Source organism: Streptomyces sp. NPDC017979 (genome assembly GCF_044328175.1).
GTDB lineage: Bacteria > Actinomycetota > Actinomycetes > Streptomycetales > Streptomycetaceae > Streptomyces.
In genome coordinates, this window is the sequence record NZ_JBIRGU010000002.1 from 702,343 (window position 1) to 723,379 (window position 21,037).

Genomic DNA, 21,037 nt, shown 5'->3' on the forward strand with positions numbered 1-21,037 from the left:
AGGGCTGTGTTTACGGTCTGACCGCTCGCCAAAGCGGGCACCACTGACCGTCACGCCGAATCCTGCCGTCGGTCGGGGGGAACAGTCGTCGCGAGAGCGCCGAAGGCAGGAGCGGGGGACCCACGTACGTGCCGGTCCCGTCCACCCCGGGGAGACCCGGGGCACGGACACCGGCTAGGGGTGAAGCCGCGCCGAGCGCGGCCGGGCAACTCACTTGGCCCGAACCCGACAGCTCACCTCGTAGGCGTCGGTGAGGAGATCCACCATGCTGTTTTCCAGCAAGGGCAAGCACCGTCGCCCCTCCAAGGCCGCCAAGTTCGCCGCCTTCGCCGGCATCACCACCGCCGCGATCGCCGCCCCGCTGGTGGGCGCCACCTCCGCCTCCGCCGCCACCGCCGCCGAGTGGGACAAGGTCGCCCAGTGCGAGTCCGGCGGCAACTGGTCCATCAACACCGGCAACGGCTACTACGGCGGCCTGCAGTTCTCCCCGTCCACCTGGGCGGCCTTCGGCGGCACCAAGTACGCGTCCAACGCGCACCTCGCCTCCAAGTCGCAGCAGATAGAGATCGCCGAGAAGGTCCTCGCGGGCCAGGGCAAGGGCGCCTGGCCGAGCTGCGGCGTCGGCCTCTCCAAGGCCGCGTACAACGGCGGCGGCGCCGAGCAGGCCCCCGCCCCGAAGCAGGAGCAGCCGAAGCCGCAGCCCAAGCCCAAGCAGGAGCAGCCGAAGCAGCAGGCGCAGCCCTCGCAGGAGCGCGCCGAGGCCCCGACCACCCGCTCCGAGCGCCCGTCCGCCCCGGCCAAGTCCGCGCCGAAGGCCGGCGGCTTCGAGAAGGGCGACGGCGAGTACGAGGTCCAGTCCGGCGACACCCTGAGCAAGATCGCCGAGACCGAGCAGGTCGAGGGCGGCTGGCAGAAGCTGTTCGAGCTGAACAAGGACGTCGTCGACGACGCCGACGTCATCTACCCGGGTCAGCAGCTCCACCTGAGCTGACCCGCCGCGAACCCACGGGCCGTCACCCCGACCCGACCCCCCACGGGTTCGCCACCCACGACCCCGGGCCGACGCGCTTCCCCCGTACGCGCCGGCCCGGGGCTCTGTGTGTCACGGGTGCGCGGGCAGCCCGCACCGTCCGCAGGGAGCCCGCGCCGTCCGCCGCCGGCCCGCGTCTGAGCAGGCATCCGCGCAGTTGAGAGGCGTTACCCGGCGGTAGTTGCGCGCCTTTTGGCCGGGGTGAAGTTCTTCGCACTCTTTTTCGTCCCAGGGGGCGGGCAGCGGCCGGTCGGCGCCCCCCGGCCGGTTAGGCTCTTGCCGTCGGGCCGCTGAGCCCGCACCCACGCGTCACATCCCAGAAGGAGATGCTCGTGCCGTCCATCGACGTCGTCGTAGCCCGGGAAATCCTGGACTCCCGAGGCAACCCCACGGTCGAGGTCGAGGTCGGCCTCGACGACGGGAGCACCGGCCGCGCCGCGGTGCCCTCCGGCGCCTCCACCGGTGCCTTCGAGGCACTGGAGCTCCGCGACGGGGACCCCAACCGCTACCAGGGCAAGGGCGTCGAGAAGGCCGTCCTCGCCGTCATCGAGCAGATCGGCCCGGAGCTCGTCGGCTACGACGCCACCGAGCAGCGCCTGATCGACCAGGCGATGTTCGACCTGGACGCCACCCCGGACAAGTCGTCGCTGGGCGCCAACGCCATCCTCGGCGTCTCCCTCGCCGTGGCGCACGCCGCCTCCGAGGCGTCCGACCTGCCGCTCTTCCGCTACCTCGGCGGCCCGAACGCGCACCTGCTGCCCGTTCCGATGATGAACATCCTGAACGGCGGCTCGCACGCCGACTCCAACGTGGACATCCAGGAGTTCATGATCGCCCCGATCGGCGCGGAGTCCTTCTCCGAGGCCCTGCGCTGGGGCACCGAGGTGTACCACACCCTCAAGAAGGTGCTGAAGCAGAAGGGCCTGTCCACCGGCCTCGGCGACGAGGGCGGCTTCGCGCCGAACCTCGACTCCAACCGCGCCGCGCTGGACCTGATCATCGAGGCGATCAAGGAAGCCGGCTACGCCCCCGGCAAGGACATCGCGCTCGCGCTCGACGTCGCCGCCTCCGAGTTCTACAAGGACGGCTCGTACGAGTTCGAGGGCAAGTCCCTCTCCGCCGCCGAGCTGACCGAGTACTACGAGGAGCTGGTCGCGGCCTACCCGCTGGTCTCCATCGAGGACCCGCTCTTCGAGGACGACTGGGCCGGCTGGAAGGTGCTCACCGACAAGCTGGGCACCAAGGTCCAGATCGTCGGCGACGACCTCTTCGTCACCAACCCGGAGCGACTGGCCCGCGGCATCGAGGAGGGCTCCGCGAACGCCCTGCTCGTCAAGGTCAACCAGATCGGTTCGCTGACCGAGACCCTGGACGCCGTCGAGCTGGCCCAGCGCAACGGCTTCAAGTGCATGATGTCCCACCGCTCCGGCGAGACCGAGGACGTCACCATCGCGGACCTGGCCGTCGCCACCAACTGCGGCCAGATCAAGACCGGCGCCCCGGCCCGCTCCGAGCGCGTCGCCAAGTACAACCAGCTCCTGCGCATCGAGGAGATCCTGGACGACGCGGCCGTGTACGCGGGCCGCAGCGCGTTCCCCCGCTTCAAGGGCTGATCCGCCCCGGCAGCCAGTCGTGCGGTACGTCCCCGGCCGCGGTCCCGTACCGTGTCCGGGGACGTACGCACGTACGCGCCCCGATGGCACCGACCAGACGGCACCGACGGAGCAGCCGGCGCAGGGGAGGCGGCAGAGATGGCCCGAAGGAACTCCGGGACCGGCGACGGGCGGTTCTCCACCGCGACCAGGCTGCGGCTGCTCGGCGAGCAGACCGCCGCGCGCGTCTACCGCTCCCAGACCAAGCGCCAGGCGCGCCGCTCCCGGCTGACGGGCCGGGCGGCCTTCCTCGCGCTCGTCGTCTGCTCCCTCGTCGTGGCGCTGGCGTATCCGATGCGGCAGTACGTCTCGCAGCGCGGCGACATCGCCGAACAGCGCGAGCGGATGGCCGACGCGGAGCAGCAGGTGGAGCGGTTGCGGGACGAGAAGGCGCGGCTCCAGGACGACATGTACGTCCGTCGCCTCGCCCGTGAGCACCTGCATTACGTACTGCCGGGGGAGACCGGCTACATCATGATCGACCCGGAGGCGGCCGAGCAGCGCCGCAACGACGAGGGCTCGGCCGACCGGCCCTGGTTCTCGAACGTCTGGGAAGGCGTCGACGACGCGGACCGCGACTGACCGCGCCCCGAACGACGCAGCTCGCAGCAGGCAGTACTTCAGTACGCACGACGACGCAGCAACAGCGCAGTACGACGCACGACGACGCAGCAACGTAGAACGACGGATCCAAGGCAGGCATGGAAACCCCTCCACCCACCACCGAGCACACCGCCCCCACGGACGACGACATCGCGGCCTTCCAACTCCAGCTCGGGCGTCCGCCGCGCGGTCTGCGCGCCATCGCCCACCGCTGCCCCTGCGGACTGCCGGACGTCGTCGAGACCGCGCCCCGGCTGCCCGACGGCACTCCCTTCCCCACGCTCTACTACCTGACCTGCCCGCGCGCCGCCTCCGCGATCGGCACGCTGGAGGCCAACGGCGTGATGAAGGAGATGTCGGAGCGGCTGGCGACGGACCCCGAACTGGCCGCCGCCTACCGGGCCGCGCACGAGGACTACATCGCGCGCCGCGACGAGATCGAGGAGCTCACGGGCTTCCCCAGCGCCGGCGGCATGCCGGACCGGGTGAAGTGCCTGCACGTCCTGGTCGGGCACTCGCTGGCCGCTGGCCCCGGCGTCAACCCGCTGGGCGACGAGGCCATCGCGATGCTGCCCGAGTGGTGGCGCAAGGGCCCCTGCGTCACCCCGTGCACCCCCGGAGCGCCCGCGTCCGAGGCCGCCGAGTGACCCGCGTCGCCGCCGTCGACTGCGGCACCAACTCCATCCGGCTGCTCGTCGCCGAGGCCGATCCGACCAGCGGCGAACTGGTCGAGCTGGACCGGCGGATGATCATCGTGCGGCTGGGGCAGGGCGTCGACCGCACCGGCCGGCTCGCCCCCGAGGCGTTGGAGCGGACCTTCGCGGCCTGCCGCGAGTACGCCGCGGTCATCGCGGAGCACGGCGTCGAACGCGTCCGCTTCGTCGCCACCTCCGCCACCCGCGACGCCGAGAACCGCGCCGACTTCGTCCGCGGCGTCGTCGACATCCTGGGCGTCGAGCCCGAGGTGATCACCGGGGACCAGGAGGCCGAGCTCTCCTTCACCGGCGCCACCGGGCAGCTCCCCGGCCACGAGGAGCGGTTGGTCGTCGACATCGGCGGCGGCTCCACCGAGTTCGTCATCGGGCGCGACCGGGTGGAGGCCGCGCGCTCCGTCGACATCGGCTGCGTCCGGCTCACCGAGCGCCACGTGCGCAGCGACCCGCCGTCGGCCGCCGAGCTGGCCGCGGTCCGCGCGGACGTCGAAGCCGCGCTGGACCTCGCCGAGGAGACCGTGCCGCTGCGCGGCGCCCGCACGCTGGTGGGGCTCGCCGGCTCCGTCGCCACGGTCGCCGGCATCGCGCTGGGCCTGGACGCGTACGACTCCAAGGCGATCCACCACTCCCGGATCTCCCGCGCCACGGTCGCCGGGATCGTGCGCGAGCTGGCCGCCGCGACGCACGACGAGCGGGCCGCGATCCCGGTGATGCACCCGGGACGGGTGGACGTGATCGTGCCCGGCGCGCTCGTCCTGCTCGCGATCATGGAGCGGATCGGGGCGGACGAGGTGGTCGTCAGCGAGCACGACATCCTCGACGGGATCGCGGCGTCCATCGCCTGACCCGCCCCGGCGCGGAGCTCCGCGCCGGGGTCGTCCGGGCGCATAAAAGCCGCATAAAAGTCGCCGCCGCGCGGCCCGGATGAGAAGTCGATGAGCAACTTCGTGAAGTTCTTCACAAGGAAAAGGGGCCTGATGGGGGCCGTGCGGGGCCGAAAGGCTCGTACCGCAGGGCCATTGGGCCCGACGGAGTGCGGGCGAAAGGGACTTCGGGGCGATTCGGGAAGGTGAACCACCGGGCCGGCGAACCCCCGGAGCGCCCTCAAGGGGCCAGCTCACGGCGGGTGCCCAACGACTGGACCACCCGTCGGGTTCCCCATCTGGACCATGACCTCGGTCACGCGGGCCGCGCAGTGTAGCAGAGCCTTGTCGGGACCTTGTGAAGGGGCTCACGAGCACCCCCCACCAGGGGGGTGGATACTCGATGGCATGAGCACCACGGAGCGTCCCAGGATCCTCGTAGTAGGCGGTGGGTACGTTGGCTTGTACGCGGCACGGCGCATTCTGAAGAAGATGCGCTACGGCGAGGCGACCGTCACGGTCGTCGACCCGCGGTCGTACATGACGTACCAGCCCTTCCTCCCCGAAGCCGCCGCCGGCAGCATCTCGCCCCGGCACGTCGTCGTCCCGCTGCGACGCGTGCTGCCGAAGGCCGAGGTGCTCACCGGCCGGGTCACCACGATCGACCAGGACCGCAAGGTCGCCACCGTCGCCCCGCTCGTCGGCGAGGCGTACGAGTTGCCCTTCGACTACCTGGTCGTCGCCCTGGGCGCGGTCTCCCGCACCTTCCCGATCCCCGGACTCGCCGAGCAGGGCATCGGCATGAAGGGCATCGAAGAGGCCATCGGCCTGCGCAACCACGTCCTGGAGCAGCTCGACAAGGCCGACTCCACCACCGACGAGGAGGTCCGCCGCCGGGCGCTGACCTTCGTGTTCGTCGGCGGCGGCTTCGCCGGAGCCGAGACCATCGGCGAGGTCGAGGACATGGCGCGCGACGCCGCCAAGTACTACACCAACGTCAAGCGCGAGGACATGCGGTTCATCCTCGTCGACGCGGCCGACAAGATCCTGCCGGAGGTCGGGCCCAAGCTCGGCGCCTACGGCAAGGAGCACCTGGAGTCCCGCGGCGTCGAGATCTACCTCCAGACGTCGATGGACTCCTGCGTCGACGGCCACGTGGTGCTGAAGAACGGCCTTGAGGTCGACTCCGACACCATCGTGTGGACCGCCGGCGTCAAGCCGAACCCGGCGCTCGCCCGCTACGGCCTCCCGCTCGGCCCCCGCGGCCACGTGGACACCGCCACCACCCTCCAGGTCCAGGGCACGGACTACATCTGGGCCGCCGGCGACAACGCCCAGGTCCCGGACGCCGCCGCCCGCAAGGCCGGCGTGGAGAACGCCTGGTGCCCGCCGAACGCGCAGCACGCCCTGCGCCAGGCCAAGGTCCTCGGCGACAACGTGATCTCCGGCATGCGGGGCTTCCCGCAGAAGGAGTACAGCCACGCCAACAAGGGCGCCGTGGCCGGCCTCGGCCTCCACAAGGGCGTCGCCATGATCGTCATGGGCAAGATGAAGATCAAGCTCCGCGGTCGGCTGGCCTGGTACATGCACCGTGGCTACCACGGTCTCGCGATGCCGACGTGGAACCGCAAGATCCGCGTCTTCGCCGACTGGACGCTCGGCATGTTCCTCAAGCGCGAGGTCGTCTCGCTCGGGGCGATCCAGTCGCCGCGCGAGGAGTTCTACGAGGCGGCCAAGCCGACGCCCGCGCCGGTCACCGCCACCCCCGAGAAGGCCAAGGCTTCCTGACTCCGGCCTTCCCGGTCCGCAGAGCCGTGTCTTGCGAAGACACGGCCTAGGCACCCGAACGAGGGGCCGTCCGCCATCCGTGGTGCGGGCGGCCCCTTTGCCGTGCCCGCGGCACGACCATGTGAGCGGTTCGGGGCGTGATACGGGCGTTTCACGGTCAGTGCGGGCGCCGGGCGGGAAGCACCCTCAGGGGTCGGGTTGTTGTCGTGACGGCAACCCGCAATCCGCAGCAGGATCGCCGGAACCTCACGGAGGTGTGCGCCATGGCCGAAGCCGCAGTGCGGCTGACCGCCCTCGCCGAAGACTTGTTGGGCAAGCCCTTCCCGGTCCGCCTGCGGGCCTGGGACGGATCGGAGGCGGGGCCGCCCGACGGGCCCGTGCTGGTGGTGCGGCACCGCCGCGCCCTGCGGCGGCTGTTGTGGCGCCCCGGTGAGCTGGGCCTCGCCCGCGCCTGGGTCGCCGGGGACATCGACGTCGACGGCGACCTCTACACCGTCCTGGACCGCCTCACCGGCGTCGTCTGGGAGCGCGCCGACGCCCATCGCGACCCCGACAGCCGGCTGCGGCGACTGCGCGACCCGCGGCTGCGCACCGCCGCCCGCGGCCTGTTGGCGCTCGGCGGCGTCCTGCCGCCCCCGCCGCCGCCCCCCGAGGAGGTCGGCCACCGCGCCGGCTCCTCGCACACCAAGCGCCGCGACCGCCAGGCCATCAGCCACCACTACGACGTCGGCAACGACTTCTACGAACTCGTCCTCGGCCCCTCCATGGTGTACTCCTGCGCCTACTGGGGCGACGGCGCGCTGACCCTGGAGGACGCCCAGCGCGCCAAGCTCGACCTCGTCGCCCGCAAGCTCGCCCTCAAGGAGGGCGACCGGCTGCTGGACGTCGGCTCCGGCTGGGGCTCGATGGCCATCCACGCCGCCCGCGAGTACGGGGCCCGGGTCACCGGCGTCACGCTCTCCCGCGAGCAGGCCGCGTACGCCCGCAAACGGGTCGCCGAGGCCGGGCTGACCGACCGGGTCGAGATCCGCGTCCAGGACTACCGGGACGTCACGGACGGCCCGTACGACGCGATTTCCTCCATCGGCATGGCCGAACACGTCGGCTCGGGCCGCTACCAGGAGTACGCGGCCCAGCTCCACGCCCTCCTCAGGACCGGCGGCCGGCTGCTGAACCACCAGATCGCCCGCCGCCCGCAGACCGACGAGGCGACGTACGAGGTCGACGAGTTCATCGACCGCTACGTCTTCCCCGACGGGGAGCTCTCCCCGCTCGGCGCCACCGTCGCGGGCCTGGAGAACGCCGGCTTCGAGGTGCGGGACGTGGAGTCCATCCGCGAGCACTACGCCCTGACCCTGCGCCGCTGGGTGGCCAACCTGGAGGACGGCTGGGAGCAGGGCGTCGCGCTCACCTCGCCCGGCCGGGCCCGGGTGTGGCGGCTCTACATGGCCGCGTCCGCGCTCTCCTTCGAGCGCAACCGGATCGGGGTGAACCAGGTCCTCGCCGTGAACACCGGCGCGGACGGCGCGTCCGGCCTGCCGCTGCGCACCCGCACCTGGACCTGACGCCCGTCCGTCCGCACGTACGACGGAGGGCCCCGGGAACTCCCGGGGCCCTCCGCGTGCGTGCCGCTCCCGCCGCGGCTACTCCGTCTTGATGGCGGTCAGCATGTTCAGCCGCGCGGCGCTGCGGGCGGGCCACATCGCGGCCAGCACGCCGACCACGCCGGCCAGCAGCAGGAAGATCCCGATCCGCGCCCACGGGAGGACCAGCTCGTACCCCGGGATGGACTCCCGGAACGTCTCGCCGATCGCCCAGCCGAGGAAGGCGCCGAGGGCGATGCCGATCACCGCGCCGAAGAGCGAGATCACCACGGCCTCCAGGCGGATCATCCGCTTGACCCGGCGACGGTCCAGACCGATCGCCCGCAGCATGCCGATCTCCTGCTGACGCTCGAAGACGGACATCGCGAGGGTGTTGACGACCCCGAGGACCGCGATGATCAGGGCCATCGCCAGCAGGCCGTACATGATGTTCAGCATCGTGTTGATCATGCCGCCGAACAGGTTGCGGATGTCCTGCTTGTCCATGACGGACATCGCCGGGTTGTCACCGAGGGCGTCCACCAACGCCTGCTCGTTGGCCTTCGTCTCCCCGCCGGCCATCTTCACCCACACCTCGGGGATGGTGGGCTTCTCCTCGAAGGGGGCGATGACCTTGGCGTCCAGGAGGTAGGACGCCACCATCTCGTTCTCCGCGAACACCGCACCGACCGTGAGGGTCTGCTCGGTCTTCTTCCCGTCGTGCTCGAAGGTGACGGGAATCCGGTCGCCGGCCTTGAGGTCCTTCTTCTCCGCCACCTTGTCGGTGATCGCGAGCTGGCCGTCGGCGAGGGTGTTCAGCGAACCGGAGACGGTCTTGAGCTTGAAGACCTCCTGGACGCCCTTCGGGTCGATCCCGGAGACCGACGTGTGCGAGCCCTTGAGTTCGAAGGACGCGTTCTGCCTGGGCGAGATGGCCTCCAGGCCCTTCGCCTTGCGCAGGGCGGTGACCGCGGAGGCGTCCAGGGGCTCGCCGTTGGCCATGGTGACGAGGTAGTCGGCGCGGATGTTGTCCGTGGTCGACTTGTCGATGGCCTGGCCGACGGTCACGCCGATCACGGTCAGTCCGGTGACCAGGGTCAGCCCGATGGCCAGCGCGGACGCGGTGGCGCCGGTGCGGCGCGGGTTGCGGACCGCGTTCTGGCCGGCGAGCTTGCCGGCGACGCCGAAGACTCCGTGCAGCAGCGGGCGCACCAGGGCGATCAGCGGCCGGGAGAGCTGCGGGATCAGCACGATCACGCCGATGAGGGCCAGGAAGGCGCCGCTGGCGATCATGTAGCGACCGGTGGTGCCGTCGCTGGTGCCGGCACCAGCGGCGATCAGCCCGGCGCCGCCGGCGGTCAGCAGGGCGCCGATGACGTTCCGCACCAGCAGGGACTTGGCGGACGCGACCGCGTGCACGCTGCTCATCGCGGCGACCGGCGGGATCTTCGCGGCGCGCCGGGCGGGCAGCCAGGCGGCGAGCACGGTGACGACGACGCCGACGGCGAGGGCGGCCAGGATCGCGGCCGGCGAGATCACCAGCGGACCGTTGGGGATCTTGGCGCCGAAGGAGCCGACCAGCGAGCGCAGCCCGACCGCGAGCCCGAGGCCGAGGACGAAGCCGACGGCCGAGGCGATCACGCCGACGAGCAGCGCCTCAAGGATCACCGAGCGCTTGACCTGCCGGCGCGAGGCGCCGACGGCGCGCATCAGGGCCAGCTCGCGGGTGCGCTGGGCGACCAGCATGGTGAAGGTGTTGGCGATCAGGAAGATGCCCACGAAGAGCGCGATGCCGGCGAAGCTGAGCAGCATCATGCTCATGCCGTTCATCTCGCGCTTGATCATGTCGGCTTCCTCGTCGGCCAGCTGCGTGCCGGTCTCGGCGATCGAGTCCTTGGGCAGCAGCGGCTGCACGGCCGACAGGACGGCGGAGTCGGAGGCCCCGTCCTTGGCGGTCACCTTGATCGTCTCGAACTGGCCGGGCTTGAGGTACAGCTGCTGCGCGACGGCGGTGTCGAAGAGGACCAAGCTGCCGCCGGCGTTCACCGCGCCGTCCTCGGTGGTGAAGACGCCGGTGAGGGTGTACTCCTTCACCGGGCCGTTGGTGGCGACCCGGACGGTGTCGCCGACCTGGTACTCGCCCTTCTTGGCGGTCTCCTTGTCGAGCGCTATCTCGTCGGCCTTCGCCGGGCCGTTGCCCTGGGTGAAGTCGTAGTCGGCGTCCTTGCCGTCCTTGCCGGGGGCGAAGTTGCCGCCGGCGTTGGCCCAGCCGTTGCCGATCAGCTTGCCGTCCTGGTCGGCGACGCCGGCGAAGCCCTCGACCCGACCAGTGGCCCGGTCGACCTGGGGGGCGCCTTGGATCTTCTTCAGCGTCTCGTCGGACAGGTTGTCCTCGGGCGGGCTCTCGACGACCACGGCGATCTTGTCGTAGCCCTTGGCCGACTGGTTCTTGAAGGCGTTGCCGAGGGTGTCGGTGAAGACGAGGGTGCCGGCGACGAACGCCACGCCGAGCATCACGGCGAGCACGGTCATCATCAGCCGGGCCTTGTGCGCGAGCACGTTGCGCAGAGCGGTACGGAGCATGTCAGTCAATCCTGTGGTGGGAGCCGGGGCAGCGGTGCTGGCGGGCGGGTCAGCTGGTCCGGCCCTTGGCGTCGAACGCCTTCATCCGGTCGAGGACGCCGTCGGCGCTGGGGTTGTGCATCTCGTCGACGATCCGGCCGTCGGCGAGGAAGATCACCCGGTCCGCGTAGGAGGCGGCCACCGGGTCGTGGGTGACCATGACGACGGTCTGGCCGAGCTCGCGCACCGAGTTGCGCAGGAAGCCGAGGACCTCGGCGCCGGAGCGCGAGTCGAGGTTTCCGGTCGGCTCGTCACCGAAGATGATCTCCGGCTGGGAGGCGAGGGCGCGGGCCACGGCGACGCGCTGCTGCTGGCCGCCGGAGAGCTGGGTCGGGCGGTGGCTGAGCCGGCCGGAGAGCCCGACCATGTCGATCACGTTGTCCAGCCACTGCTTGTCGGGCTTGCGGCCGGCGATGTCCATCGGCAGCGTGATGTTCTCCAGCGCGGTGAGCGTCGGCAGCAGGTTGAACGCCTGGAAGATGAAGCCGATCTTGTCCCGCCGCAACTGGGTGAGCTGCTTGTCCTTGAGGGAGCCCAGCTCGGTCTCCCCGATCCGCACGGAGCCGGAGCTGAAGGTGTCCAGGCCGGCCACGCAGTGCATCAGCGTGGACTTGCCGGAGCCGGAGGGGCCCATGATCGCGGTGAACTCGGCCTGGTTGAAGTCGACGGTGACCCGGTCGAGGGCGACCACCTGGGTCTCGCCCTGTCCGTACACCTTGGACAGGTCCGTGGCGCGGGCGGCCACGGCGGTGGGCCGGTGGGTGAGGGACATGGTGGTCACGAGTGGGCGCTCCTGTCGGCGTGACGATCGGGGACGACTCCATCGTGGCCGCCGCCGTACGGCCGAACGTCAGCCCTCGTGCCCGTTCCGATGGCCCTCTTTGGTCGCACCGGCTCCTCGGTTCCTCCTCCTTTGGTATGACGGCGACCCCGAGACCGGAAGGTCGGATCAGTGACGGTCGGCAGGCGTGCGCGGCATGTGTACGAGGCAAGTACCGTGGGTCCGCGACGGGCCGGGCCGGGGGCCCGCGCCCGGCCCGGGCCGAGGCGACGAGTTTCCGTCAATCGCGTGAAGTCGCGAGAGTGACCACGTGTCGGGACATATGTGCCCACGCGCCGTTCACCAGCACTGATGCCCAATCAGGCGGCAATAAAATAAGACAACATCGGGCCATCGGCCGCCATTGAGAAGGATCAGCCCGGATAGGCTCGTTCCTCGTTGCGAGCGGTGGATCAGGCCCGGATGGTGGAACGTAGACACGGCGAGCTTAAACCTCGCTGCCCTTCGCGGGCGTGCCGGTTCGAGTCCGGCTCCGGGCACCGCAGGGGGCCCGGGGGAACGGTCAAAAGTCGTTGAAGGTAGAAACATCGGATGGGTGAGTCCACCATCCACTTCCGCCCCCTCCCGCCGGCCGCCGCGAGCCGCCCGAAGAACCCCGCCGGCGGCGTGAGAGCCCGGTCACGATCCGGAAAGATCCTCCGTTGGCACTAGGGCAGAGGCTTTGCGCTCCCATTACTCTTGTCGCAAGGCCGCGCCCGGCGGCCATGGAGGAGTGAGATGAGGAGCAGTAACCCGGTCTTCTCGCGACGGGGGTTCAGCCGCGACAACGGCATGGCGGGCTTCAACGCGCAGCCGCAGGCCGGGGGCGCCGCCGTAGCCACCAACCCTTACGCCCAGGGCACGGGCAACCCGTACGCGACCAACCCGTACGCCCCGACCGACCCGCAGGTCGCCGGTGGCGGTCCGCAGGCGCCCGCCGGCGCCGGCGTGATGACCATCGACGACGTCGTCTCGCGCACCGCGATGACGCTCGGCACCGTCGTGCTCACCGCAGTCCTCGCCTGGGTCACGCTGCCCGTCGACGAGAGCGCGCTGGGCAAGTCCTACGGCATCGCGATCGGCGCGGCCCTCGTGGCCTTCGTCCTCGCGATGGTGCAGTCCTTCAAGGCCAAGCCGGTTCCCGCGCTGATCCTGGCGTACGCGGCCTTCGAAGGCGTCTTCCTCGGCGTGATCTCCAGCGCCGTCAGCACCTACATCAGCCCCGGGGTGGTCGCACAGGCCGTCCTCGGCACGATGGCGGTCTTCGCCGGTGTCCTGATCGCGTACAAGATGCGCTGGATCCGGGTCACGCGCCGCTTCTACGGCTTCGTGATGGCCGCCGCGATCGGCTTCATGCTGCTGATGGCGGTGAACCTCCTCTTCGCCGTCTTCGGCGGCGGTGACGGCCTGGGCTTCCGCAGCGGCGGCCTCGGCATCCTCTTCGGCGTCCTCGGCATCGTGCTCGGCGCGTGCTTCCTCGCCCTGGACTTCAAGCAGGTCGAGGACGGCATCACCTACGGTGCGCCGCAGCGAGAGGCGTGGTTCGCGGCCTTCGGCCTCACCATGACCCTGGTGTGGATCTACCTGGAGATGCTGCGGGTGCTGTCGATCATCCAGGGCAACGACTGACCCCGACGCCCGGCGCGCGAGCGCCCGGCGTACAGGAGGGCCCGCAGGCATCCCGCCTGCGGGCCCTCCGCCGTCTTCCGGTCCGCCCTTCAGAGCAGCCGCCGCGCGGCCCGCCGCAGGTCGTACTCGTGGATGATCGCCTTGGCGTGGCCGTACGAGAGGTCGTGCTCACTCCGGAGCCAGCTCACCTTCTCCTCGAAACGGAAGAGAGAGGGGCCTTCCTCGACGGTGTGCAACCAGTCGGAGATCTCACGACCGGTGCATTGGGGGATGCGGGAGAGGAGATTGCGGTGGGTCTCTTCGGAGAAGACATGGGACATCGGCGCCTCCGGACGCTCAGGGCCTGTCTTATGAATCTTGCTGGGCTCGCGTGCCCTGGCACGCACGCTCGCCGCGTTGTCGTCGGTCGCCGACGCGCCGCGTCGACTCCCTCCTCCGCCTTGCGATCCCACGCGCCAGACCCCGCTCGCTGATCCAGCCTGATTCACAAGACAGGCCCCAGCGCGTGTGCTCCTTGTCGCCACCGTGCCTGAGGCGCCGGCCGTTGGCAACACTCCGTGGGGTGTGCATAGGGTGCGGTGTGCTTGATACGACCCCCCTGCTCGACGCCGCCGACCACTTCGCCGCCGCCCTGCGCGCGGCACCGCAGAGCCGACTCCAGCGGGGCGCGGCGGCCGAGGGGCTGGCCCTGGCCAGGGAGTTGGCGCGGCGCGCCCAGCACGTCGAGACCCCGGGGCGCGAGCCGCGGACGATGCCCGACGCGGGCGTCTTCGTCGTCGCCGACCAGGTCCAGGTCGCGGGCCGCGACCTGGCCGAGGCGCTGCGGACGCGCCCCGACGCGGAGGGGGAGGCCGTGACGGAGGCGGTCTCCTTGATCAAGGCGGCCCACCGAAGGGCGTTTCCCTAGCGGGGGGCGGGGCGGGGTGAACGCGCGCGCCGTTGTGCTGCGGGAGCGTTGGTCCCTGCGGCCTGGTGGTGGGCTTGTCGCGCAGTTCCGCCCCCCGTGCCCGCAGGGCACGGGGGGCGGAACTGCGCGATCAGCCACCCACCGGGCCGCAGATGGCGACGCGCCCGCAGGGGTACGGCGGATGCGTCCAGAGGGGGCGCGCCGGGGCGGGCAAGTTCCTGCGGGCGCGTTAGTCGACCGCGTCCCAGAGCGTGGAGAGCGCGGTGATGCGGGTGCCGTACTCCAGCGCGGCCCGCCACTCCGGGGGCCAGGACGTGTAGCCGCGGTGGGCGCCGGCGAAGGCGCCGGCGAGGGCGGCGACGGAGTCGGAGTCGCCGGAGGAGTGGGAGGCGCGCTGGACGACGGAGCGCGGGTAGCCGTCGTGCTTGACGACCAGGAGGCAGTACACCGCCGTGGCCAGCGCCTCCTCGGCCACCCAACTCGCCCCGACCGCCTCACAGGGGTCCCGCTCCAGGTCCTTGACCCGCAGCGCCTCGGCCGCGGTGTCCAGGGCGCGCAGGCACTCGTCCCAGCCGAAGGCGATGAACGACGCCGGGTCCGGTGCGCCCGCCTTCGCGGCCAGGTCGCCGAGCCAGTCCCCGTGGTAGGTGTTGCGGGACTTCCGGGCGTACGCGCGCAGTTCGGGGAGGAGCTCGTCGAGCGGGCAGCGGTGCGCGAGGAGCCAGGTGGCGTGGCACGTCAGGTCGCTGGCCGCGAGCGCGGTGGGGTGGCCGTGGGTGAGCGCGGCCTGTAGCTGGGCGATGCCCGCGCGCTGGTCGGCGCTCAGGGCCGGGACCAGTGCCACGGGCGTGACGCGCATGTTGGCGCCGCAGCCCTTGGAGTTGATGACGGTGGCGTCCTGCCAGCGCATGCCGCGTTCGAGGTTGGCGCAGGCCCGCAGACAGGTCTGACCGGGGGCGCGGTTGTTGTCGGGGTCGTGCAGCCAGCCGACGAAGTGCTTGCGCAGGGCTGCTTCCACGCCGTACGGAGTGAGGGCGGCGGCGGCTTCGCGCGGCCCGGTGGCGCCCGCGCCGAGCTCCGCGAGCGCCTCGCCGACCGACAGCGCCATCTGCGTGTCGTCGGTCACCCGGACGACGTCGCCGGCGGACAGCGGGAGCCCCATCTCCTCCCAGGGGCCGAACTCCGCCGCGATCTGCCGCATGTCGAGGAACTCGGTCGGATAGCCCATGGCGTCGCCGATGGCGAGGCCGAAGAGGGAGCCGTCGGCCGCCCTCCGGACGCGGTCCGTGTTGAAGTAGCCGGCGGACTCCCGCAGCGCCCGCTGGGTCCGGGCCTCGGCGAGGGAGCCCTGGACGATGTGGGTGTACGTCGACGAGGGCCAGAGCTGGATCAGCTCGGTCACCGTCTGGGAGGGGGCGTAGCCGCGGGCCTTGCCCGCGTGGAGCCTTTCCCGCCACTCGCCGCCGAGCGTCCCCGTGGACCTGAGGGGGAGCCAACCGGCGGCGTCGTCCTCGTCGTTGAACCACAGGTAGCCGACGAGGGCGTTCTCCGTGTTCGCCACCGCCACGTACCGCACCGGGCGGTCCGTCCGGTACTGGTAGCGCGGTGGTCCGCCGACGATCCGCTGACCGGCTCCGTCGTCCTCGAAGAGGCGGAGGTTGGTCGTTATCTCGACGAATCGGGGGCGTCCGGCGTCGCTGCGGTCGGAGTTCACTGCCTCTTCCTCGGGCGTCTGGGGCCTGTTCGACGGTCCACGTCCTGATGCAAAGCATCATACTTTCGGGTAACGGGGCGCCTTCTCCTCGCGGTCCAGTGCGTCCGTGACCGTGCGGCAGTCCTCCGCGAAGCGTTCGAGGCGCTCCGGGCCGAGGACGTCCACGAAGAGTGCGCGGACGTCCGCGGCGTGTTCGGGGGCGGCGCGGCGGATCGCGGCGCGGCCCGCTTCGGTGAGTTGGACGTCGGGGTAGCGGCCGGTGCGGGAGGGCTCGCGGGAGACCATGCCGCGGCGCTCCATCCGGGTGATGTGGTGGGACAGCCGGCTCTTCTCCCACTGGGTCGCCGCGGCCAGGTCGCTCGGGCACATGCGCCCGTCGGCGGACTCCGAGAGGTTCACCAGGATCTCGTAGTCGGCCGCCGATAGGTCGAAGTCGTGTTGCAGGCGGGAGGCGAGGTGGGCGGTCAGCATGCGCTGCATGTGGAGGTAGGACCGCCACGCGCGCTGCTCGGCCTCGGTCAGCCAGGGCTCGTCGGACATGGCCACGATCCTAACCTCCCGTTGACGTGTCAACCTAGCGGTCGTAGTGTTGCGGTCGCGGGAGTTGATACATCAACCTAGGGGCAGGGGAGAACGATGTCCGCAGCGAAGAAGACCATTGCCGTGGTGGGGGCGACCGGTTCGCAGGGCGGCGGGCTCGCCAGGGCGATCCTGGCCGACCCCGACGGGCCGTTCGCCCTGCGCGCCCTGACCCGCGACGCCGGCTCGCCCGCCGCCCGCCGCCTCGCCGAGGGCGGCGCCGACGTGGTGGCCGCCGACCTCGACGACGAGGCGTCGGTGCGCGCCGCCTTCGACGGTGCGTACGGCGCGTTCGTCGTCACGAACTTCTGGGCCCCGCGCCCCGAGGAGGACGTGCGCCGCCGCACGGCGGCGCAGATGGAACTGGAGCAGGCGGGGAACGCGGCCCGCGCCGCGCGGGCCGCCGGGCTCCGGCACGTGATCTGGTCCACCCTGGAGGACACCCGCCCGGTGCTGGGCAGCGGCGCCGACCGGATGCCGCTGCTCGAAGGCGACTACACGGTGCCCCACTTCGACGCCAAGGCCGAGGCGGACGGGCTGTTCACCGCGGCGGGCGTCCCCACCACCTTCCTGCGCACCGCCTTCTTCTACGAGGCGTTCCTACGGGGCAACGGACCGGTGCGGGGCGAGGACGGCACGCTCGCGATCACCCTGCCCCTGGGCGGCGCGCCCCTCGCCGCGATCGCCTCCGACGACATCGGCCGGACCGCGCTCGGCGTCTTCCGCCGCCCGGAGTTGGCCGGCGGGACGGTGAGCATCGCCGGCGCGCACCACACGGGGACGGAGCTCGCCGAACTGTTCACGACGGCGCTGGGCGAGGAGGTCGCCTACCGGCCGATGAGCCTCGACGGGTACCGGGCGGCCGCGCCCTTCGCTGCGGACGAGGTGGCGAACATGTTCGCGTACTACGTGCGGGCCGCCGACGCCTTCACCGGCGACCGCGACCTGGCCGCCGTCCGGGCGCTCAACCCAGCGCTCCAGTCGCTCCCCGAGTGGCTGGCGCAGCACGCCGCGGAGTTCGCCCGCTGAGCACCGTCAAGGCGTCGGTGTCGCGCGGGACTCCACGATGGAGAGGACCGTGGGGGTCGGGTGGACCCGGTGGAGGTGGAGGCCCGCGCGGGCGAGGAGCGCTGCGAAGTCCGCTTCCGTGCGCTCGCGGCCGGTCAGCGACGCCATCATCATCAGGTCCAGGTCCTTGCCCTGGTGGGGCTCGTTGCCCGGCGGGATCACGGCGTCGATCACCAGCACCCGGCCGCCCGGGGACAGCGCGGCCCGACAGTGCCGCAGGACCGTCACGCACTGCTCGTCGTCCCAGTCGTGCAGGATCCGCTTGAGCATCAGCACGTCACCGGTCGGCACGGCCGCGAAGAAGTCGCCCTCGACCGTCTCCCACCGGCCCTGGGGGTCCGCGCCGTGCGGCGGGGGAGCGGCCAGGCGGTGGCCGGCGAGCACGTGGGCGCGGTCGTACAGCACGCCGTGCAGCGTGGGACCGGCCGCCAACACCTCGCCGAGCAGCCCGCCGTAACCGCCGCCGACGTCGACGACCCGCGCGCCGTCGGGGAAGTCGTAGGCCGCGGCGATCGGCGCGTTCTCGGCGTCCGACATGGAGGCCATGCCTGCGTGGAAGACGGCCGCCGTCGCCCCGTCCCGGGCGAAGTGGTCGAAGAACGGCATGCCGAAGATCGCGTCGAAGGCCGAACCGCCGTCCGCCAGGCAGCGGCTCATCTCCCCGGCCGGCCGCCACATCGTGGGGTCCGTCAGCATCAGCACCGCGGAACGCGCCGAAACCGGGGCGTCGCTGCGCAACGCGTCCCCGGCCGGCGTCAGTCGGAACCGCCCGCGGTCGTCCTCCGCGAACAGCCCCCGCGTCGAGAGCAGCCGCAGCACCCGGTGCAGCGCCCCGGCGTCCTTCCCGGTCGCCGCCGCCAACTCCGCGGGCGTCCGCGGGCCGTCGGCCAGGTGGTCCGCCACCCCGGCGTCCGCCGCCGCACGCAGCGCCGCCGGGTACAGGAACCCCACCGCCTGCGCCACGACCAGCGCCGCGCTGCGCCGCCCGGCCGCCAACTCGTCAGCCGTCTTCGCGCCAGCCGTCTTCTCGTCTGCCATGGACACGCCTCCTTGAGGGCCGGTTGGCACCGGCTCGACCGGGGGGACAGCATGCCAGCGGGCGGGAACCGACCGTTCGGTTCCCGCCAGAAGTTCGACCGGGGTCCAGCAGGGGGCGGCGGGGGGCGGCGGGGGTCAGAGGGAGGCGATCACGCGGTCCGCGAGTATGTAGACCGTCTCCCCGCCGCAGACGAACGTCAGGGCGTACGCGCCGGAGACGCCGGAACCGCCCAGCAGCACCGGGGTGTCGCCGTCGCGCAGCGCCTGCGCCAGGCGTTCGGCGGTCTCGCGGTGGCCGGGGGTCAGGCACAGCGTCGTCCCGTCCACGAAGACGTACACGTCGAGCGTGCCGAGGGGGCCGGGCCGTACGTCGGCGAGTTCGGTGCGGGCCTGCGCCAGTTCCTCCAGCCGCGCCACCGTGCGCTCCTGGTCGGTGACCACGGGCGTCTGCACGGGCACGAAGTCCGGGTGCGAGGGGTGCCGGCGGCGGGCGGCGGCCAGTTCGGGGGAGTCCTCGGCGAACTCCGGCGCCTCCGGGAGGTCGGCCATGTCCTCCAGCGCCTCCGTCATGTCGTAGTCGACGGCCTCAAGACCGACGAAGTCGGCCTGGCGCGGCACGTAGAAGGGCAGCTCATCGCCGGGGGCGCCGGTGGAGCCGGGCGCGGACGCCCCGCCGACCAGCGGCGCGGGCGCATCGGCGGCGTCCCGGGCCTCCTGCGCGGCCCAGAAGGCGCGCGCCTCGGCGAGCTCCCGCTCGCGCTCCTCGGCGAGGGCTTCGGCGACGGCCGCGCGTATCTCGGCGGCGGGCGTGGGTCGCGCCTGCGGCACGGAGGCGGCGGCCGGCTGCACGGCGGCGTGGGCGGCGTGTTCGGCGAGCTCCGCCCGGAGGGCGGTGACCTGCCGGCGGAGCCCGTGGGCGGCGTGCAGGGCGGCGGCGCCCACGACCGTGGCTGCGCCGCAGGTCAGCAGCAGGGCAAGAGACATGGCGCTCACTGACGTACTCCCTGTTTCATCGACACCCCGAATTCCTACCTCAGCTTGCGATGAGGCTGCCCCTGCTGTCAGTGCATTACGTCACGAAGTGGACAGGACTTTTGGCCTAGGGCTGACCCGGGTGGGCCGCTGACCTGCGGAAACGATTCTTCGAATCCGGGCCCCCTTTTTCTCCGGGGACCCGGACCGCACCTTCCGGAGGCTAACTGAGCCGCTCGATCACCATCGCCATGCCCTGGCCGCCGCCCACGCACATCGTCTCCAGGCCGAACTGCTTGTCGTGGAACTGGAGGCCGTTGATCAGCGTGCCCGTGATCCGGGCGCCGGTCATGCCGTACGGGTGGCCCACCGCGATCGCCCCGCCGTTCACGTTCAGCTTGTCGAGGTCGATGCCGAGGTCCCGGTAGGAGGGGATGACCTGCGCGGCGAACGCCTCGTTGATCTCCACCAGGTCGATGTCGTCGATCGTCAGCCCCGCGCGGGACAGCGCCTGCCGCGACGCCTCCACCGGGCCGTACCCCATGATCTCGGGGGAGAGCGCCGAGACGCCGGTGGACACGATCCGGGCCAGCGGGGTCAGGCCCAGCTCCCGCGCCTTGGTGTCGCTCATGATCACCAGCGCGGCGGCGCCGTCGTTCAGCGGGCAGCAGTTGCCCGCGGTGACCAGGCCGTCCGGGCGGAACACCGGCTTCAGCCCCTCGACGCCCTCCAGCGTCACGCCCGCGCGCGGGCCGTCGTCCTTGCTGACGACGGTGCCGTCCGGGGTGGTCACCGGGGTGATCTCGCGCTCCCAGAAGCCGTTGGCGATGGCCGCCTCGGCGAGGTTCTGGGACCGTACGCCGAACTCGTCCATGTCCCGGCGCGTGACGCCCTTGAGCCGGGCCAGGTTCTCCGCGGTCTGGCCCATCGCGATGTACGCGTCGGGCACCCGGCCGTCCTCGCGCGGGTCGTGCCAGTCGTCGACACCGCCCTCCGCGGTCTTCGCCGTGCGCGCCTGCGCCTCGTCGAAGAGCGGGTTCTTGGTGTCGGGCAACCCGTCGGAGGAGCCCTTCTCGAAGCGGGAGACCATCTCGACGCCGGCCGAGACGAAGACGTCGCCCTCACCGGCCTTGATCGCGTGCAGCGCCATCCGGGAGGTCTGGAGCGACGATGAGCAGTAGCGCGTGATGGTGCAGCCGGGGAGGTGGTCCATCCCCATCTGGACCGCGACGATCCGCCCCAGGTTGTGCCCCTGCTCGCCGCCGGGCAGTCCGCATCCCAGCATCAGGTCGTCGATGCCGCGCGGGTCCAGCTCCGGCACCTTCGCCAGCGCGGCCCCGACGATCGTCGCGGTGAGGTCGTCGGCGCGCAGGCCCTTCAGGGAGCCCTTGAAGGCCCGGCCGATGGGGCTGCGGGCGGTGGAAACGATGACGGCTTCGGGCATCACGGCTCCAGG

The 21,037-nt window shown here is 71.7% G+C and carries 18 protein-coding genes, 1 tRNA gene and 1 riboswitch; of the genes, 11 read left to right on the plus strand and 8 right to left on the minus strand.

Going from position 1 to position 21,037, the window contains the following annotated elements; translation table 11 throughout:
• Positions 1-87 precede the first annotated feature (87 nt).
• Positions 88-262: riboswitch (cyclic di-AMP (ydaO/yuaA leader) on the plus strand.
• A gap of 3 nt (positions 263-265) precedes the next feature.
• The 7 genes from ACH4E8_RS09105 (at position 266) to ACH4E8_RS09135 (ending at position 8,214) form a co-directional block, all read left to right on the plus strand.
• On the plus strand, positions 266-991 hold the full coding sequence (locus ACH4E8_RS09105) for a transglycosylase family protein (RefSeq protein ID WP_398445847.1): 726 nt from the start codon (positions 266-268) through the stop codon (positions 989-991).
• A 365-nt stretch (positions 992-1,356) separates the two neighbouring features.
• The gene (eno, locus tag ACH4E8_RS09110; RefSeq protein ID WP_398445849.1) at positions 1,357-2,643 is read left to right on the plus strand and encodes a phosphopyruvate hydratase; all 1,287 of its coding nucleotides are present in this window, start codon (positions 1,357-1,359) and stop codon (positions 2,641-2,643) included.
• A gap of 138 nt (positions 2,644-2,781) precedes the next feature.
• Positions 2,782-3,264: a septum formation initiator family protein gene (locus tag ACH4E8_RS09115; protein ID WP_398445851.1), complete on the plus strand. Its 483-nt coding sequence runs from the start codon at positions 2,782-2,784 to the stop codon at positions 3,262-3,264.
• A 119-nt stretch (positions 3,265-3,383) separates the two neighbouring features.
• Positions 3,384-3,932, plus strand: a complete 549-nt coding sequence (locus tag ACH4E8_RS09120; protein ID WP_398445853.1) for a DUF501 domain-containing protein — start codon at positions 3,384-3,386, stop codon at positions 3,930-3,932.
• Positions 3,929-4,843, plus strand: a complete 915-nt coding sequence (locus tag ACH4E8_RS09125; RefSeq protein WP_398445855.1) for an exopolyphosphatase — start codon at positions 3,929-3,931, stop codon at positions 4,841-4,843. The genes ACH4E8_RS09120 and ACH4E8_RS09125 overlap by 4 nt, the downstream gene beginning before the upstream one ends.
• Before the next feature lie 426 nt (positions 4,844-5,269).
• Entirely contained in the window at positions 5,270-6,649 is a 1,380-nt protein-coding gene (locus tag ACH4E8_RS09130; RefSeq protein WP_398445856.1) for an NAD(P)/FAD-dependent oxidoreductase, read from the plus strand.
• Positions 6,650-6,912: 263 nt separating this feature from the next.
• Positions 6,913-8,214 carry a class I SAM-dependent methyltransferase gene (locus ACH4E8_RS09135; RefSeq protein WP_398445858.1) on the plus strand — a complete coding sequence of 434 codons (1,302 nt, stop codon included), beginning with the start codon at positions 6,913-6,915 and terminating at the stop codon, positions 8,212-8,214.
• A gap of 78 nt (positions 8,215-8,292) precedes the next feature.
• On the opposite strand, the gene ACH4E8_RS09140 is transcribed toward ACH4E8_RS09135, so the two are convergent.
• Complete coding sequence (locus tag ACH4E8_RS09140; RefSeq protein WP_398445860.1) at positions 8,293-10,815, minus strand: ABC transporter permease; 2,523 nt, start codon at positions 10,813-10,815, stop codon at positions 8,293-8,295.
• 49 nt (positions 10,816-10,864) lie between these two features.
• Entirely contained in the window at positions 10,865-11,626 is a 762-nt protein-coding gene (locus tag ACH4E8_RS09145; protein WP_398446115.1) for an ABC transporter ATP-binding protein, read from the minus strand.
• Between the two features lie 465 nt (positions 11,627-12,091).
• On the opposite strand from ACH4E8_RS09145, the gene ACH4E8_RS09150 reads away from it, so the two are divergent.
• A tRNA-Leu gene (locus ACH4E8_RS09150) sits at positions 12,092-12,174 on the plus strand.
• Between the two features lie 238 nt (positions 12,175-12,412).
• Complete coding sequence (locus tag ACH4E8_RS09155) at positions 12,413-13,303, plus strand: Bax inhibitor-1/YccA family protein (RefSeq protein WP_398445862.1); 891 nt, start codon at positions 12,413-12,415, stop codon at positions 13,301-13,303.
• Positions 13,304-13,392: 89 nt separating this feature from the next.
• On the opposite strand, the gene ACH4E8_RS09160 is transcribed toward ACH4E8_RS09155, so the two are convergent.
• Positions 13,393-13,623, minus strand: coding sequence for a DUF4287 domain-containing protein (locus tag ACH4E8_RS09160; RefSeq protein ID WP_398445864.1), 231 nt, complete (start codon positions 13,621-13,623; stop codon positions 13,393-13,395).
• A gap of 260 nt (positions 13,624-13,883) precedes the next feature.
• Here ACH4E8_RS09160 and ACH4E8_RS09165 point away from each other — a divergent pair, with 260 nt between their 5' ends.
• The gene (locus ACH4E8_RS09165; RefSeq protein ID WP_398445866.1) at positions 13,884-14,210 is read left to right on the plus strand and encodes a hypothetical protein; all 327 of its coding nucleotides are present in this window, start codon (positions 13,884-13,886) and stop codon (positions 14,208-14,210) included.
• 229 nt (positions 14,211-14,439) lie between these two features.
• Here the strand turns inward: ACH4E8_RS09165 and ACH4E8_RS09170 are convergent, their stop codons facing one another.
• Entirely contained in the window at positions 14,440-15,525 is a 1,086-nt protein-coding gene (locus ACH4E8_RS09170) for an ADP-ribosylglycohydrolase family protein (protein ID WP_398446117.1), read from the minus strand.
• 456 nt (positions 15,526-15,981) lie between these two features.
• Complete coding sequence (locus ACH4E8_RS09175; protein ID WP_398445868.1) at positions 15,982-16,464, minus strand: MarR family winged helix-turn-helix transcriptional regulator; 483 nt, start codon at positions 16,462-16,464, stop codon at positions 15,982-15,984.
• Positions 16,465-16,560: 96 nt separating this feature from the next.
• Here ACH4E8_RS09175 and ACH4E8_RS09180 point away from each other — a divergent pair, with 96 nt between their 5' ends.
• Positions 16,561-17,532, plus strand: coding sequence for an NmrA/HSCARG family protein (locus tag ACH4E8_RS09180; RefSeq protein WP_398445870.1), 972 nt, complete (start codon positions 16,561-16,563; stop codon positions 17,530-17,532).
• A 6-nt stretch (positions 17,533-17,538) separates the two neighbouring features.
• Here ACH4E8_RS09180 and ACH4E8_RS09185 read toward each other — a convergent pair whose 3' ends face one another.
• The 3 genes from ACH4E8_RS09185 to ACH4E8_RS09195 all read right to left on the minus strand — a co-directional run bounded on the left by ACH4E8_RS09185 (position 17,539) and on the right by ACH4E8_RS09195 (position 21,025).
• Positions 17,539-18,609, minus strand: a complete 1,071-nt coding sequence (locus tag ACH4E8_RS09185) for a methyltransferase (protein WP_398445871.1) — start codon at positions 18,607-18,609, stop codon at positions 17,539-17,541.
• 135 nt (positions 18,610-18,744) lie between these two features.
• Positions 18,745-19,593 (minus strand): hypothetical protein, encoded by an 849-nt coding sequence (locus ACH4E8_RS09190; RefSeq protein ID WP_398446119.1) that lies wholly within the window; start codon positions 19,591-19,593, stop codon positions 18,745-18,747.
• A gap of 211 nt (positions 19,594-19,804) precedes the next feature.
• A complete protein-coding gene (locus ACH4E8_RS09195; RefSeq protein WP_398445873.1) occupies positions 19,805-21,025 on the minus strand; it encodes an acetyl-CoA C-acetyltransferase in 1,221 nt (406 codons plus the stop codon).
• Positions 21,026-21,037 lie beyond the last annotated feature (12 nt).

What these genes read in the sequence shown, in the direction of transcription:
- ACH4E8_RS09105 (WP_398445847.1), top strand. Translation starts at nt 266, where the DNA reads ATGCTGTTTTCCAGCAAGGGCAAGCACCGTCGCCCCTCCAAGGCCGCC.
- eno (WP_398445849.1), top strand. Translation starts at nt 1,357, where the DNA reads ATGCTCGTGCCGTCCATCGACGTCGTCGTAGCCCGGGAAATCCTGGAC.
- ACH4E8_RS09115 (WP_398445851.1), top strand. Translation starts at nt 2,782, where the DNA reads ATGGCCCGAAGGAACTCCGGGACCGGCGACGGGCGGTTCTCCACCGCG.
- ACH4E8_RS09120 (WP_398445853.1), top strand. Translation starts at nt 3,384, where the DNA reads ATGGAAACCCCTCCACCCACCACCGAGCACACCGCCCCCACGGACGAC.
- ACH4E8_RS09130 (WP_398445856.1), top strand. Translation starts at nt 5,270, where the DNA reads ATGAGCACCACGGAGCGTCCCAGGATCCTCGTAGTAGGCGGTGGGTAC.
- ACH4E8_RS09135 (WP_398445858.1), top strand. Translation starts at nt 6,913, where the DNA reads ATGGCCGAAGCCGCAGTGCGGCTGACCGCCCTCGCCGAAGACTTGTTG.
- ACH4E8_RS09140 (WP_398445860.1), bottom strand. Translation starts at nt 10,815, where the DNA reads ATGCTCCGTACCGCTCTGCGCAACGTGCTCGCGCACAAGGCCCGGCTG.
- ACH4E8_RS09145 (WP_398446115.1), bottom strand. Translation starts at nt 11,626, where the DNA reads ATGTCCCTCACCCACCGGCCCACCGCCGTGGCCGCCCGCGCCACGGAC.
- ACH4E8_RS09155 (WP_398445862.1), top strand. Translation starts at nt 12,413, where the DNA reads ATGAGGAGCAGTAACCCGGTCTTCTCGCGACGGGGGTTCAGCCGCGAC.
- ACH4E8_RS09160 (WP_398445864.1), bottom strand. Translation starts at nt 13,623, where the DNA reads ATGTCCCATGTCTTCTCCGAAGAGACCCACCGCAATCTCCTCTCCCGC.
- ACH4E8_RS09175 (WP_398445868.1), bottom strand. Translation starts at nt 16,464, where the DNA reads ATGTCCGACGAGCCCTGGCTGACCGAGGCCGAGCAGCGCGCGTGGCGG.
- ACH4E8_RS09180 (WP_398445870.1), top strand. Translation starts at nt 16,561, where the DNA reads ATGTCCGCAGCGAAGAAGACCATTGCCGTGGTGGGGGCGACCGGTTCG.
- ACH4E8_RS09185 (WP_398445871.1), bottom strand. Translation starts at nt 18,609, where the DNA reads ATGGCAGACGAGAAGACGGCTGGCGCGAAGACGGCTGACGAGTTGGCG.
- ACH4E8_RS09190 (WP_398446119.1), bottom strand. Translation starts at nt 19,593, where the DNA reads ATGTCTCTTGCCCTGCTGCTGACCTGCGGCGCAGCCACGGTCGTGGGC.
- ACH4E8_RS09195 (WP_398445873.1), bottom strand. Translation starts at nt 21,025, where the DNA reads ATGCCCGAAGCCGTCATCGTTTCCACCGCCCGCAGCCCCATCGGCCGG.